The organism is Escherichia sp. B1147, assembly GCF_001660175.1.
In the GTDB taxonomy this organism is placed as follows: Bacteria; Pseudomonadota; Gammaproteobacteria; order Enterobacterales; family Enterobacteriaceae; genus Escherichia; species Escherichia whittamii.
Genome location: NZ_LFHY01000025.1, coordinates 33,003 through 47,486, shown reverse-complemented (window position 1 = coordinate 47,486; position 14,484 = coordinate 33,003). Strand labels below are relative to the sequence as shown.

Genomic DNA, 14,484 nt, shown 5'->3' with positions numbered 1-14,484 from the left:
CCTGAAAGAGTTAGAGAACGCTGAACAAATTCAACTCACTCACTTTCGAGTAAGTCTTGAGGGTAGCTTCCATTGCCACTTCCAGTCCGGTAAAGGTGATTGACGCCGGGCCGTAATCGAGATCCTGCAATGAACCAATCAACTCATCATTAGAGGTAGAGATATCGGTCTGCGCATCGCTCAGCATCGACATGGTGTTTTGCGTCTCACCGAGCGATGCAATCGAGGCGTTGAGGTCGTCCGAGGCGGTATCCACCACATCAACGGCGTTCTGAATATCGCTCTGCACTTGTGGATCTGCCGGGTCAACATCCGGGTTTTGCAACTCCTGCGACAGGGAATTCAGGGTGTTGAGCACGTCTAAATTGCTGCCGAAAAAATCGCTCGCCGCCACGTTGGTATCCACTTCCACGCCGTTCGACACGGTGGTCTGGCGGTGATCGCTGTTGCCCTGATAACTGTAGCTGTCGGTAACGCCATCACCGTCATCGTCCACCGCCACAATCGGCGGCTGATCGTTGATGGTGCCGCCAAACACGTAATGACCGTCTTCATCCTGATAATTGAGCGCCGCGACCATCGATTCGGTCAGCGACTCAATATCCTGCCCGAGGCTTGCGAGCGAATCGGCAGTATTGGTGCCGTTCGCCGCTTCCAGCAGGTCGTCGCGCACCGCCAGCAGGCTGTTGTTGACGCCATCGAGAATCGACTCCTGCTGGCTTAAGCCCGCCGACGCGGAGTCGATATTGCTCTGATACTGCTCAATCGCCGACTGCTGGCGGTTCAACTGGGTGATGCGCGTGGCGGCGATCGGGTCATCCGACGGCTGCAAAATCTGCTTGCCGGTTGCCATCTGCTCGACCACGTGCGCCAGATCGCCGGAGAGATTATTAAAACTTTGCGTCATCGAGACGTAGGTTTGTTGGGTGGTTACTCGCATTCTCGCGCTCCCGCTTAGCTGCACATTTCCAGCACCGAATCGAAAATCTCGGCGCCGGCGGAAATGACTTTCAGATTGGCTTCATAAATTTGTTGATAGGTGATCAGGTTCACCGCTTCTTCGTCCATGCTGACACCGCTGACGCTACTCTGCTGATTTTGCGCTTCTGAATAGACATTGGACGCAGCATCGACTTCCGTCTGATTTTGCTGACTGTAAATGCCGATATTGCTGATGATTGACGAGCACGCCTGCCCGACCGTCACGCTGCCAAGATTGTCGATTTCCAGCGGTTCGGTGGAGATGTTGATCAGTGCCTGCAGGTTGTCGCTGTTACCGCTTTCGTCTGGCGAACTGGAGAACGCCAGCTCATCGGCAGTGATATCCGGGTTGACGGTCAGCGGGCCATCGGCGTTGCTGGCGTCATAAATAAACAGCGGCTCGCCGGGATTACCGTTGAGATCGTAACCCTGCGCCAGCTGGTTATTGACCGCATCGGCAAACTGCGACGCCATGCTGTTGATGGTGTCGGTCAGCGGCGTCAGCACGTCGTTTTGATAGTCGAACAATGCGCCTAATGAACCGCCTGTATCGGTGGTCATGGTCGAGGTAGTTCCGGCAAAGGTCAGCGACATGGACGGCGTGCCATCGGCGTTGGTTTCCAGCGCGATGGTCGAACTCTGCTGCCCGCTCACCAGCGGCTGGCCGTTTTGCAGGGTAACGTTGTAGTTGCCCTGGTCGTCGATACTGACCTGCACATCCATCATTCCGCTCAGTTCTTCCACCATCTGATCGCGCGCGTCATACAGAGCGGAGGCGTTATCGCCGTTGGCTTCGGCCTGGGCGATTTGCTGGTTATAGCTGGCGATGCCGCTGGTTAGCGTGTTGATTTGCGACACCATCGCCTGCTGCTGGCTGATGATTTCCGTACTTTGCGAGTCGATGTAATCCAGCGTGTTGTCGATACGCAACGACAGCGCCCCGGCTTCGCTGATCACCTGCTGGCGCAGGGCAGAATCATCGGGGCTGGTGGTGGCTTCGTTAAGGGCGGCGAAGAAGTTATCGAAACCGCCGCTCAGGCTGCTGTTGTCGTCGCTCAGTACTGCTTCCAGTTGGCTAAGATACCCCTGCTGGGTGCTGTAATAGCCGTAATCGCTGGCGGCATACCACACCTGATTCACCTGATACTGGTTGGAGACGCGGCGAATGCTGTCCACCTGTACGCCGTTACCGGCGCTGTTCGGCGAACCGCCGCTGGCGCCGATGGTGCTGATCTCCGCCACCTGGCGGGTATAGCCCGTGGTCATGGCGTTGGCGGTGTTTTGCGCCGTGACGTTCAGCTCCACCTGCGCGGTTGATGCGCCGCTGTAGCCGATGTTAATCATGTCCATGTTGGGTCCTTACCGGTAAATCGTGCCGGTTAAAAGCGGCGTTAGGTTGGGGATTCTTAAATGGGTGAGGGGCAAAGCGCGCACCTCATTTCCCCTTGGGCGACAACTGCTTCACAATCATCGCCGCGATCCCAATCCCGTGCTGCTGCGCCAGGGTGTTACACAACTCATCGTCATAAAACCCCTGCATCATGCGCACCGAATCGCTGTTAAACGGGTTATCTTTCGAATCGAACAACTCGTTGGTTTTTCGCATCTCTTTCAGCATGTTGCGTAAAAAAATCGCCTCAAACTGTTCCGCGGCCTGCTTGATGTCATTGGCCTGAACCTTCGGCCCCATTAACGCGTCGCTGCCGTCAATCCCACCGCTGGCGTTAACTTTCATCAGATCACCTCCAGGTCGGCATCCAGCGCGCCCGCCTCATGCAGCGCCTGCAAAATCGACATAATGTCGTCCGGCGTTGCGCCCAGGCTGTTCAACGCATTGACCAGCGTTTTCAGGCTGCTCGACTCCGGCAAACTCACCACGCCAGGGCGCGCATGATTCACCGCGATATTGCTTTGCGGCGTCACCGCCGTGCGCCCGCCCGCAAAGGCATTCGGCTGGCTGACGTTGCTGGTTTCGCTAATCGAGACGGTAAGACTGCCGTGCGACACCGCCGCCGCATGCAGCGCGATGCCATCGCCCATCACCACCGTGCCAGTGCGCGAGTTAAACACCACGCGGGCGCGGATTTTCTCCGCCTGCACTTGTACATCGTCCAGTTGCGACATAAACGCCACCCGCGCGCCGGGGCTGGTGGGCGCGCGCACGGTAACGTTGGTGGAACTCTGCGCGGTGGCAATGCCGCCAAACGAGGCATTGATCGCCGCCGCAATATTGTTGGCATCTTTAAACGATGGGCGTTTCAGGTTGAGCGTGATGGTGTCGCCCATCTGAAAATCGCTGGGGATCTCGCGCTCCACCGTCGCGCCGTTGGGAATTAACCCGGCGGTCGGCGTATTAACCGTTACGCTTGAGCCGCTGGCCCCGGTGGCATTCATCCCGCCCACCACCACGCTACCCTGCGCCAGCGCGTAAACTTCGCCATCTGCGCCGTGCAGTTGGGTCAGCAGCAAAGTGCCGCCGCGAATACTTTTGGCATCTCCAATCGACGAGACGGTAACGTCGATGGTTTGCCCGCGCGAGTACATCGGCGGCAGCGTAGCGCTCACCGCCACCGCGGCGACGTTTTTCACCTTCGGGTCAATTTTATTCGGCAGTTGCACGCCAAACTGGCGCAGCATATTGGTGATGGTCTGGTTGGTGAATTTGACCTGATTTTTATCGCCAGTGCCGTCAAGGCCGACCACCAGGCTATAGCCGACCAGTTGGTTTTCCCGCACGCCCTGTACGTTGACCAGCGACTCCAGCGATTGCGCCAGCGCCACGCCGGGCAGCGTCAGGCTTACGGCTACCACCACCGTTTTAATCCATTTTTGCATTGCACTCTCCGGCATTAAATCGGGAACAGAGGATGGTTAAACAGCCGCGTCAGCCAGCCTGCGGCGTTGGCGTCGCTTAACGCGCCGCGTCCGGCATAGGAGATGCGGGCGTCAGCAATCCGCTGAGAGGAAACCGAGTTGTCATTCTGGATATCGTCGGCGCGCACCAGGCCGCTTAAACGGATGTACTCATCGCCCTGGTTGAGGGTGAGCCATTTCTCGCCGCGAATTTCCAGGATGCCGTTGGGCTGCACCGCATGAACGGAAACGGTGATCTCCCCGCGCAGGCTGTTCTGCTGCTGGGAAGTGGCGCTGCCGTCAAAGTCGCGATTGGCGTCGATGGAGCCGGAAAGCTTATCTTTGGTGTGACCAAAAATCGTCGGCGCGCCGATATCGACGGTGTTGCTTTTGCCGAAGTTGGTTTTCGCCTGTTTGCTCGACTGGGTCGATTCTTCGAGGATCACCGTCAGGATATCGCCCACACGATAAGCCCGCCGATCGGCGGTTAGCGACCAGTTGTAGCCCGTTTCAAATACGCCTCCGGCACGCCCGTCTGCCGGAGGCGGCGCTTCGGTGGTAGGTGGCGCAAAGTATGCGTCGTCTTTTTTGACCAGAATAGCCTGCGATTCACACCCGCTAAGGAGTGGAAGCAGCGCCACCAGCCAGAGATAATTTTTCACGTTCTGCCTGTTTAAAATACAATGAGTTATCTGCTCTTGTAGGTCGGATAAGACGCGTCAGCGTCGCATCCGACAACAAGCGTGCGCACATTGCCTGATGCGCGTGTGGACGGTTTATTAACAGTTAATCAACCAAACTCATATGCGCCGTCCACTCGTTTATCGTGCCTGGAAGGGCGTCAGCGTCGCATCCGACATTTCGCCTTACAGCGTCTGACTGATGTACTGCAACATATCGTCCGCCGCCGACACCATTTTGGCGTTCATCTCGTACGCGCGTTGCACCGTAATCATCGCCACCATTTCGTTGACGATATCCACGTTTGAGCCTTCCAGCGCGTTGTCCTGCAAGGTGCCAAGCCCATCTTCGCCCGGCACGCCTTCGGTCGGCTGACCGCTGGCGGCGGTTTCCAGATAAAGGTTGTCACCCTCAGCGGAAAGCCCCGCCGGGTTAGCGAAGTTCACCAGCGTCAGTTGCCCCAGCTCGGTCGCATCGCTGTCGCCGGGTAAGATCGCCGTCACCGTGCCATCCTCACCAAACGCGACGCTGGTCGCCCCCGCCGGAACGTCGATTTCAGGCTGCAACGGCAAGCCCTGCGAGTTGGTCAGCACGCCATCGGCGTTCACCTGTAAGTTGCCGTCGCGGGTGTAGGCGATATCGCCGTTGGCTTTTTGCACCTGCAAAAAGCCCTGCCCCATAATGGCGACATTCATGGCGTTGTCGGTGGTTTCGACGTTGCCTTCAGTGAAGGTTTTCTGCGTACCGACAATGCGCACGCCGCTACCGAATTGCAGCCCGGTCGGCATAATGTTGTTCTGGTCAAGCATCGCGCCCGGCGCTTCCTGGGTCTGGTAGAACAGATCCTGAAACATCACCCGGTCGCGCTTGAAGCCAGTGGTGTTAACGTTGGCGATGTTGTTGGCAATCGCGCTCATTTCAGCATCCTGCGCCGAGAGGCCGGTTTTGCTGATCCATAATGCTGCGTTCATGGTGGTAAATTCCGTGTTGTTTTTGGGCCGCGGTTGCCGGATGCGGCGTGAACGCCTTATCCGGCCTACGATGTGCGGTTACGAGCCGCGCAATAAGCGGTTGCCCGCGTCGCTGATATCTTCGGCGGTTTTCATCATTTTGATCTGCGCTTCAAACTGGCGGTTCATGGCGATGGACGACATCATCTCGCTCACCGCTGAGACGTTGCTGCCCTCCAGAAAACCGCCGCTAACTTTGATGTTTTCATCGCGCTGAGCCGGAACGCCGTCTGCCGTTATCAGCATCCCTTCACCGTTTTTCGCCAGGTCAGCAACCGGAATATCCACCAGCTTCAGGCGGTCGATATCCATCGTCGCGGTCACGTCGCCGTCATCGGGCGTCACCGAGAGCGTGCCGTCGCTGCCAAACGAGGCAATCGCGTTCGGTGGCAGAATGATCGGCCCGTTATCCCCGAGCACCAGATTGCCGTCGATGGTCAGTTGCCCCTGGTCATCCTGCTGAATGTTGCCGTTGCGGGTATAGACTTCGTTGCCGTTTTTATCCTGCACCGCGATGTAACCCACGCCCTGAATCGCCACGTCCAGCGGGCGTTCGGTTTTCTCCGCAACGCCCGTGCTGTCGTTCACGCCGCTGGCCCCTTCCTGCGCCATATAGCGCGTGTCGAAGCCGCCGCCTTTCACCTTGTCGTTGGTTGCCATTGCCATGTCGGCACGAAAACCGTTGGTATTGACGTTCGCCAGGTTGTTGGCGCTAATTTGCTGCTCGTACAAGATCTGCGAAGCCCCGCTCAGGGCGGTATAAATCAGGCGATCCATTACATTGCCTGGAACAGCGCGTCATCGAGCTGCGTGCTGGTGGCGATAACTTTGGTGTTGGCCTGATAGTTACGCTGGGCGGTCATCAGGTTGACCAGTTCGCTGGTGATATCGACGTTGGAGCTTTCAAGCGCGCCGGACGTGAGCGTGCCGCAGGTGCCGGAACCGGGAACGCCAATCAGCGGCGTGCCTGATTCCCCGGTTTGTACCCACGCGGTGCCGCTCACCGCTTGCAGGCCGTCATCGTTGGGGAACGTCGCCAGCACTACCTGCCCCTGTAACATGCGCTCGCCGTTGCTGTAGGTGGCGTACACTTTGCCATCGTCATCGACCTGCACGCCGTTCTGAGTCGCGGAGGCGTAGCCGTTGGCGACGTTGGTGGTGACCGAAAATTCAGAACCGTATTGCGTACAGGTCGTGTAATCGACGGTGAGATCGATAGGCGCACTGCCGCTGGTCTGAAACTCAATGGTCTGCGGCGAGGTGGGCGAGGTCAGTTTCCCGGTATTCGGATCGAAGCTTAAGGTAGTTGCCGGAACGCCTGCCTGCTGCTGACCATCAAAGGTGTACTGCACTTCCCAGGTGTTATCGCTGGTTTTAGTAAAATACTGGCAAACCGAGTGCTCGTTACCTAACGCGTCATACACCGTGGTGGTGTAGCTATCGGTATAGGAGCTGCTGTTGGTCGGGTCGAACGGTACGGTGGTACGATCGATAGCCGTATCGCTGGCATCAAAGTTAGCGGTAAAGGTCAGGTCGCTGCTGGCCTGCGCCGGAATATTGCCAGTTTTGATCTGAATGTCCGTGACGGTACCGGTTTGCAGGGTGCCGCTGTCATCCACCGGATAACCCTGCAAATAGGCGCCCGACGCATTGACGATATAGCCGTTTTTGTCAGTTTCAAACGAGCCTGCGCGGGTGTAAGAAATATTGCCCGCGCTGTCGCACATCACAAAAAAACCGTCGTCATTAATCGCCAAATCAAGGGCGTTTCCGGTAGAGACCAGCGAACCGCCGCGCGAAATACTTTGCGCGGTGCCCGCCACGCTGACGCCCATCGCCTGGCTTCCGGCATACATGGCTGAAAACTGGGTGGTCATCGACTTATAGCCCACCGTTCCGGCGTTGGCGATGTTGTTACTGATCCCGTCCAGCTGTTCGTTAACGGCATTCAGCCCCGTTGCGGCAATTTCATAACTCATTGTTTCGTCCTGTTAATTCAAATTTTGACAGCGTGCCCGTTGTTTTGCCGGATGCGGCGTGAACGCCTTATCCGGCCTACAAAACCATGCAGATTCATGTAGGCCTGATAAGCGAAGCGCATCAGGCAATTTGGCACCGGTCATCACGCCACATCACTGTCGGCATCGGGTACGCCAAACTGGCTAATCATGGTGAACGGCACTTCCCCCACACCTGCAACGTTGAGCACCGGAGAGCTGCCGTCGAGCGGGATGCGCACATCTTCCACTTCGCCGGAGACTTCAATCGGCACCTCTTCTTCCCCGGTGTTGGTCACCACCGAAACGTCGTAATCGCCGGGCGGGATGCCGTAATCGGCGGGATCCACCGAGAAATCGACCTGACCTGGCCCGACCGAAGAGCTCCCTTGCGGGATCAGCGAGACGGTGTAGTCATCGCCTGCGGCATCGGTAAAGTGGAGATCGGCGGTGGTACAGGCATCGTCCAGCGTAGCGCGACCGTTAATGGTCTGGTCGCTCACCTGCAAGGCGGTGGTCTGCACCATAATGTCGTCGCCTACCAGGTTGCCGAGCGCCATCACCTGAATGTTGCTCATCAGCACCGCGTTGGTGTTGGCCTGCACGCTCATCTCTTCCATCATCGCCACCTGCGCCATCGACGAAAGCTGATCGATATATTCGGTGGCGTCGGTCGGGTCAGTCGGGTCCTGGTTTTGGATCTCAGCGACAAACAGCGTCAGGAAAGTATCGACGGGCGAGCTATCGCTGCTGCTTTGCGTGTCGCTGGCCGCCACATTATTGCTTTCCGCCGTAGCGGTCGGCTGCGGCGATTGCGCATTCAGCGCCAGGGTATTCATCAGGCTTCTCCCAGTTTCAGCAGGCTTTGCTGCATACTTTTCACGTTGTTGAGCACATCGACGTTGGTTTCAAAATCGCGCGAGGCCGACATCATGTCCGCCATCTGTTCCACCACGTTGACGTCGGGATACCAGACATCACCGTTGGCATCGGCGAGCGGCGAATGCGGTTCATAGCGTTTCACCGCCCCGCCGGTTTGCAGCACGTCCTGCACCTGTACGCTGGCGCCGTCAATGGCATGACGATGTGTACCCGCCAGCAAACTGTGGTGATACACCGCCGCAAACACCGGACTGCGCGCTTTATACGCCTGCGCCTCGCTGCTGGCGGGCGCATTGGCATTCGCCAGGTTACTGGCGACGGTATTCAGGCGCAGCGTTTGCGCCGTCATCGCCGAGCCAGAAATCTGATAGATATCAGTAAATGACATGCTTATTTCCCTTCAATGGCCTCTCTGATACCGCTGATTTGCAGATTCAGAAAGGTCAGACTGCTTTGATAATCCATACTATTTTGTGAAAACCGCGCCTGTTCGCTGTTCAGTTCCACGGTGTTGCCATCTTCCGAAGGCTGCATCGGCACGCGGTACTGGACATCCACCGCAGCGTTATTTGCCCGTTGCATCTCCCTGGCAAAATCAATATCTTTAGCCTTGAAATTTGGCGTATCGACATTCGCCAGATTCGCAGTCAGTAGCTCGGTCCTCTCAAGACGTAACTTCACTGCCTGCGGATGCACTCCCAATGCCTGCTGAAAACTGATCCCCATTTCTTGCGTCACTCCTGCTTCAATCCGCATACGCTAGGCAATTACCGTGCCATTTTTTAAGTGACTGATGAGAAAGGGTTTATGAGTTTTCAATTTTGCAGGCGGAAGATGTTCTTCCTCCTCGCGCTGGCCTTACCGGGCTACGCCGCCGTCCATCCCGTGCAACATAGCGCGCGGGAACAAGTCAACGCCCAGGTGCTGAATGCCGCGAGCCAAAAAATTGAATCGCTGGCGCAACAGCGGCAGTGGCATGATTATCGCTACACCTTTAAGGTCTACATTCCGTCGCAGATTGCGACCGCTGCACCCTGTGCGACGACACCCGCCGTCACGCTGACTTCGCCTGCGAACATCGCCCTCAACCGAATGAACTTCACCGTCAGTTGCCCGCAAAGCTGGCAGATGAACGTGGCGGTGCGCCCGGATGTGCGAGTGCCGGTGGTGATGGCGAAGTCACTGATTGCCCGCGATACGCCGCTCACGGCGAATGATGTGGAACTGAAGCCTTACAACGTTAGCGCCCAGCGTCGTGATGTGTTGATGGATCTTGATGAAGCGATTGGTTTAAGCAGTAAACACGCGCTGCAACCGGGCAGACCGCTTACCAAAGAAGAACTGGTTTCGCCTGTGCTGGTCGAGCGCGAGCAGCCAGTGATGATTGTTTACCAGAACGCGGGGATCACCGCCTCGATGCCCGGCGTGGCGCTGAAAAATGGACGCAAAGGGGAAATGGTGAAAGTGCGTAACGCCAGCAGCCAGCGGGTTATCAGCGCGAGGGTGGCGGAAAGCGGCGTGGTGACGACAGTAAGTGCGGAGTAATTTGTGCAGGCGATTAAAGTTTTGCCCCACATTCACCGCTTTACAGGAGTAACACACCTTCAAACAGAGACGAGGTTGCGATGAAAATCACCCCGACTATGCCTGGCAATCGCCCGACAGCAACTGCGGCAGGCTCCAGCCAGCCGCGCAAAAGCACGGCGACTACCACCACGCCCCTAAGCGCCGACGACATTACCCAGGCGGGATTACAGTCTGCCCAGCAAACGCTGAACGACCAGCAAGAGAGCGATATCGACAGCGACAAAGTGGCGCAAATGCAGGCGATGCTGGCCTCCGGCAGTCTGCAAGTAGACACCGAACAGTTAGCCAGCGATATGCTGAGTTTTTTCCAGAACTAAGAGGCCGATGAAGTGAGTATCCGGTTACAACAGGTGAAGGCGCTGCTGAATGGCATTCGCGACGACGACGCGCGGTATGATTCCCTGCGCGAACTGCTTCAGCGTCAGCGGATCTGCATGATTCGCCGCGCAAGCGAAGAGCTGCTGTCGGTAAATGATGAGATAACGCATCACTATGAGCACTTACACAGCCATAGCCATCAGCGACACAGCCTGCTGCAACTGCTGGGTGTCAGCGTAAATCGTGACGGTCTGGCGCAGGTGTTTGCCTGGCTTCCGGCGGTTCAAAAAGCGGCTGCACAGCAGTTGTGGCAACGCCTTGAGCAAAAAGCGGAACGCTGCAAAGCCTATAACGACAAAAACGGCGAGCTGTTGATTCGCCAGTATGAATTTATTCAGTCTTTTTTAGGCGGCGAAGCGGATTTTCTGTATCAGGAATAACAGCAATACCTTCCCCCATAGCGGAAACGGATTTTCCGCCTCATTCCTAATTCTTTGTTTTTGATTAACAAAAATCCCGGCACGCTTATTGCAAATCCTGCTTAGTAATAAAGACTGGAAGCCACCTATGAGTTTTATTGAATGTTACGAACCGGAATATGTGCGCAATTTTATGACGCAACATCCCGGTTCGCCTTTATACGTCCGCAAGGTGTGGAAAAACGAGATTCGCCAGAGCCTGGCATTGACCGATATTGCCAGCTGCGAAGCGGTGCTCAACGATGCCAGGGCCTTTGAATTACAGCTCACCTACCGCCCTGAGGAAGAAAATGCCGCAGAGCTTTCCGCGCGCGATGCAATAGTAAACCAGATAATTTTGAGCACCTTTACGCTACCCGATTTAACACCAGAGCTTTCACTGTATGCCGTCGGGATCCTGCTCTCCCGCGCCAGCAAAATGCCAGGCAGAGACGGCGACATTCTTGCCCGTTTGACGACGCTGCCACAGGCGCTGGCCGCTCATGCCCAAAAAGGCACGCTACAGGCACAGTTCGCCCAGCTCCCCCCCGTGCCACAGCTGGCGCGCCAACTGGTGACGCTGCTCGGGAGTTTTGCGTTTGACTGGTCGCTTCTGCCGGAAAGCCCACGCAAAGCCTCGCTGCCGTTGCAGGTTACCTTGCTGACGCTGCATGACGCCAACAGTGAAGCCTTGTTACAACAGCAGCTTCAGGCGCAGTGGCAAACGACCTGGCAGCAACATTTCACAGCCTCCCCCTGGATTTTACGTAATTACCTGATCTACCGGGTTTACCACGATGTGATTGGGCAGGCAGACGGCGCGGACTATTGCCCGCTGGTTTGCGATTTTTATCTCATCCGCACGTTAATCAGTTTGTGGACGCTGGATGGTTCGCCGCTGCGACAGGAGGATATTTTTGCTCTCTTTGCCATGTTTGAACGCTGGCGGGCCAGCGAAAATGCACAGCTGATTCGCCAGCGAATTCAGTCGTTATGTGCCGCCGACCCGCTGCTGTCAGCGTTTTCGCTGCTTACGTGAAGCCGCACTCGATCGGTCCCCTCGCCCCTCCGGGGAGAGGGTGAGGGCAAATCGTGCACCGATTCCCCCTTACCCATCACATTCATCCATTAACTCACCCAGACACCATGCCAACACCAACCATTATCAAAACACTCGCCACCCACCGCGAAAAACCGTTCGTCAGCGTCGTCACACCAACCTGGAACCGTGGCGCATTCCTGCCGTACCTGCTTTACATGTACCGCTATCAGGATTATCCGGCAGACCGCCGCGAACTGGTGATCCTCGACGACTCCCCACAAAGTCACCAGCACATCATTGACCGCCTGACCAATGGCACGCCGGAAGCCTTTAACATCCGCTATTTTCACCATCCGGAAAAACTGCCGCTGGGCAAAAAACGCAATATGCTCAACGAACTGGCGACAGGCGAATACATTCTGTGTATGGACGATGATGACTACTACCCGGCAGATAAAATCTCGTACACCATCGCCATGATGCAAAAGCACCGGGCGCTCATCTCCGGTTCCGATCAGATCCCCATCTGGTACAGCCATATCAACCGCATCTTTAAAAGCCGCAGTTTTGGCCCGCGCAACATCCTCAACGGCACCTTTTGCTATCACCGTAACTACCTGAAAAAGCACCGTTACGACGATAATTGTAATCTCGGCGAAGAGAAAAGCTTCACAGATAACTTCCGCGTGAATCCACTACAACTGCCCGGAGAACGCACTATCCTTTGTATCTCGCACAGCCAGAACACGTTCGATAAAGATTTTGTGCTGAGAACCTGTGCGCCAGTCAGCACGCCGCTCACGGAGAAAGTCACCGATCCGCTGTTGAGAAATCAGTATCTGAGTTTGCATAACGCCACGCATCAACAACCGATAAACCATCAGGCTATCGATCAGGTGGTGATCATTAACCTCGATAAACGCGCCGATCGCCTGCAACAAATCCGCGATGAACTGGCACAGTTGCGCATTCCTGCCGGGAAGATCACCCGCCTTAGCGCCTGCGAAAATGAAGACGGCCAGCGGGGCCGCCATCAGTCGCACTTACAGGCGCTGCGCCTGGCACAACAGCATGGCTGGCAAAACTATCTGCTACTGGAAGATGATGCGCTCATCCTCAAACAGGAAAAACATATTCGGGTACTGAACACGCTGCTTGCCAGCATGGCGAAAATTCCGTGGCAAGTGATACTCCTCGGCGGCGAAATACAGCAAGGAACCGTGCTGAAAAGCTTGCCGGGTATGGTGCACGCACGCGATTGCCGCAAAGTATGCGCTTATCTGGTGAACAGCCGCTACTACCCGCAACTGGCGCAGCAGATGTGCAACAACGACGAATCGCTGGAAGCCTGCTGGCAGCCGCTGCTGCGCGCCGACAAATGGCTGGCGTGTTACCCCAGTATTTGTTATCAACGCGCAGGCTATAGTGATATTGAGCAAAAAGAGACCGACAACATTGGTCACTATTTCAATAAAATCAATCAGTCACCGGTAAGCAAAAAACCGTCTGCCTCACCGATTACCGATACCATCAGCTTCTTTATGGAAACCTCCTTCCATTACGCGCTTTACCGCCCCATCATCACCGCGCTTCAGGCGCAAGGGCAACACTGCACGCTGCTGGTTAATGACCGCACTTATCAACCGTTTCTTGATGAGATGCAGGCGACGCTGAAGCGCATCGATGATCCACACCTTAAAGGTATGCGTCTGTCAGAAATGCTGACGCGCGGTCAGCGAATAAAATGCCTGGTCAGCCCTTACCACACGCCCGCGCTTAATGGCCTTGCACCTGTGAACGTCCGCGCCATGTACGGCCTGGCAAAAGAAGCGTGGAACCATGCCGAATGGAACCGCTTTTATCAGCACATTTTGTGTTACAGCCATTACAGCCAGCGGGCGCTGGCGCAGTATGGCAGCGCGAAGGTGGTCGGTAACCCGCGCTTCGATGCCTGGCATAACGGCACATTCGACCGCGCTCTGCCGGAAAATATCCAACCAGATTGCCGTAAACCTACGGTGCTCTACGCCCCCACGTTTGGCGCATTAAGCTCCCTGCCCCATTGGGCAGAAAAATTAGGGCGCTTAAGTGGCGATGTGAACCTGATTTGCAAACTGCACCATGGCACCTGCTCGCGCCTGGAAGAAGCGGTCTCACTGGCACTGGCCCGCAGGCATTTAAAGCAACGTACCGACTCCGCGCAGCACACGCTGGCGCTACTGGCAAAGGCCGATTACGTGCTCACCGATAACAGCGGTTTTATATTCGATGCTATCCATGTTGATAAGCGGGTGATCTTGCTCGACTTTCCGGGCATGAATGCATTGCTCGACGGCGAGAAAAGCTACTCCACTCCTGAAAGCGCCGATCAGCAAATCCGCGAAATATTGCCGGTTGCTCATGATATGGCAGAGTTGCGTTACTTGTTGTCAGAGGCGTTTGACTGGGATGCGGTGCAGGCGGGGCTTACGGAGATTCGCCATCACTATTGCGATGCGTTTATGGATGGCAAGGCCGGAGAACGGGCGGCGATGGTGATTGTTAAGGCACTGAGTTAAACTGCCTGATGCGCTTCGCTTATCAGGCCTACGTGGCCCCTGCAATATATTGAATTTGTGAGGATTTCCAGGCCGGATAAGGCGTTCACGCCGCATCCGGCACGAACAGCGCACTTA

General features: G+C 56.1%; 16 protein-coding genes. 5 read left to right on the top strand and 11 right to left on the bottom strand.

Features of this window, described 5'->3' with window-relative positions:
• Nucleotides 1–10 precede the first annotated feature (10 nt).
• From flgL to A9180_RS21160, 11 genes are all read right to left on the bottom strand, one after another.
• The gene (gene flgL, locus A9180_RS21210) at nucleotides 11–940 is read right to left on the bottom strand and encodes a flagellar hook-associated protein FlgL (RefSeq protein ID WP_064530464.1); all 930 of its coding nucleotides are present in this window, start codon (nucleotides 938–940) and stop codon (nucleotides 11–13) included.
• A gap of 14 nt (nucleotides 941–954) precedes the next feature.
• Entirely contained in the window at nucleotides 955–2,331 is a 1,377-nt protein-coding gene (flgK, locus tag A9180_RS21205; RefSeq protein WP_064530463.1) for a flagellar hook-associated protein FlgK, read from the bottom strand.
• Between the two features lie 85 nt (nucleotides 2,332–2,416).
• On the bottom strand, nucleotides 2,417–2,716 hold the full coding sequence (locus A9180_RS21200) for a rod-binding protein (protein WP_000867178.1): 300 nt from the start codon (nucleotides 2,714–2,716) through the stop codon (nucleotides 2,417–2,419).
• Nucleotides 2,716–3,816, bottom strand: a complete 1,101-nt coding sequence (locus A9180_RS21195) for a flagellar basal body P-ring protein FlgI (protein WP_064530462.1) — start codon at nucleotides 3,814–3,816, stop codon at nucleotides 2,716–2,718. Before A9180_RS21195 ends, A9180_RS21200 begins: the two co-directional genes overlap by 1 nt.
• 14 nt (nucleotides 3,817–3,830) lie before the next feature.
• Nucleotides 3,831–4,496 (bottom strand): flagellar basal body L-ring protein FlgH, encoded by a 666-nt coding sequence (flgH, locus tag A9180_RS21190; protein ID WP_000800871.1) that lies wholly within the window; start codon nucleotides 4,494–4,496, stop codon nucleotides 3,831–3,833.
• Nucleotides 4,497–4,700: 204 nt separating this feature from the next.
• A complete protein-coding gene (gene flgG / locus A9180_RS21185; protein ID WP_000990541.1) occupies nucleotides 4,701–5,486 on the bottom strand; it encodes a flagellar basal-body rod protein FlgG in 786 nt (261 codons plus the stop codon).
• Between the two features lie 78 nt (nucleotides 5,487–5,564).
• A complete protein-coding gene (locus tag A9180_RS21180; RefSeq protein WP_064530461.1) occupies nucleotides 5,565–6,302 on the bottom strand; it encodes a flagellar basal body rod protein FlgF in 738 nt (245 codons plus the stop codon).
• Nucleotides 6,302–7,504 (bottom strand): flagellar hook protein FlgE, encoded by a 1,203-nt coding sequence (gene flgE, locus A9180_RS21175; RefSeq protein ID WP_064530460.1) that lies wholly within the window; start codon nucleotides 7,502–7,504, stop codon nucleotides 6,302–6,304. Before flgE ends, A9180_RS21180 begins: the two co-directional genes overlap by 1 nt.
• Before the next feature lie 143 nt (nucleotides 7,505–7,647).
• On the bottom strand, nucleotides 7,648–8,361 hold the full coding sequence (locus A9180_RS21170; protein ID WP_064530459.1) for a flagellar hook capping FlgD N-terminal domain-containing protein: 714 nt from the start codon (nucleotides 8,359–8,361) through the stop codon (nucleotides 7,648–7,650).
• A complete protein-coding gene (gene flgC, locus A9180_RS21165) occupies nucleotides 8,361–8,792 on the bottom strand; it encodes a flagellar basal body rod protein FlgC (RefSeq protein ID WP_000010949.1) in 432 nt (143 codons plus the stop codon). The genes A9180_RS21170 and flgC overlap by 1 nt, the downstream gene beginning before the upstream one ends.
• 2 nt (nucleotides 8,793–8,794) lie before the next feature.
• Nucleotides 8,795–9,130 carry a flagellar basal body protein gene (locus A9180_RS21160; RefSeq protein ID WP_000512950.1) on the bottom strand — a complete coding sequence of 112 codons (336 nt, stop codon included), beginning with the start codon at nucleotides 9,128–9,130 and terminating at the stop codon, nucleotides 8,795–8,797.
• An 81-nt stretch (nucleotides 9,131–9,211) separates the two neighbouring features.
• On the opposite strand from A9180_RS21160, the gene flgA reads away from it, so the two are divergent.
• The 5 genes from flgA to A9180_RS21135 all read left to right on the top strand — a co-directional run bounded on the left by flgA (nucleotide 9,212) and on the right by A9180_RS21135 (nucleotide 14,367).
• The gene (gene flgA / locus A9180_RS21155; protein WP_064530458.1) at nucleotides 9,212–9,949 is read left to right on the top strand and encodes a flagellar basal body P-ring formation chaperone FlgA; all 738 of its coding nucleotides are present in this window, start codon (nucleotides 9,212–9,214) and stop codon (nucleotides 9,947–9,949) included.
• A gap of 80 nt (nucleotides 9,950–10,029) precedes the next feature.
• Nucleotides 10,030–10,308, top strand: coding sequence for a flagellar biosynthesis anti-sigma factor FlgM (gene flgM, locus A9180_RS21150; protein WP_064530457.1), 279 nt, complete (start codon nucleotides 10,030–10,032; stop codon nucleotides 10,306–10,308).
• Nucleotides 10,309–10,320: 12 nt separating this feature from the next.
• Nucleotides 10,321–10,749 carry a flagellar protein FlgN gene (gene flgN / locus A9180_RS21145; RefSeq protein WP_064530456.1) on the top strand — a complete coding sequence of 143 codons (429 nt, stop codon included), beginning with the start codon at nucleotides 10,321–10,323 and terminating at the stop codon, nucleotides 10,747–10,749.
• 127 nt (nucleotides 10,750–10,876) lie between these two features.
• A complete protein-coding gene (locus tag A9180_RS21140; RefSeq protein ID WP_064530455.1) occupies nucleotides 10,877–11,806 on the top strand; it encodes a hypothetical protein in 930 nt (309 codons plus the stop codon).
• Between the two features lie 107 nt (nucleotides 11,807–11,913).
• A complete protein-coding gene (locus A9180_RS21135; RefSeq protein ID WP_064530454.1) occupies nucleotides 11,914–14,367 on the top strand; it encodes a glycosyltransferase in 2,454 nt (817 codons plus the stop codon).
• Nucleotides 14,368–14,484 lie beyond the last annotated feature (117 nt).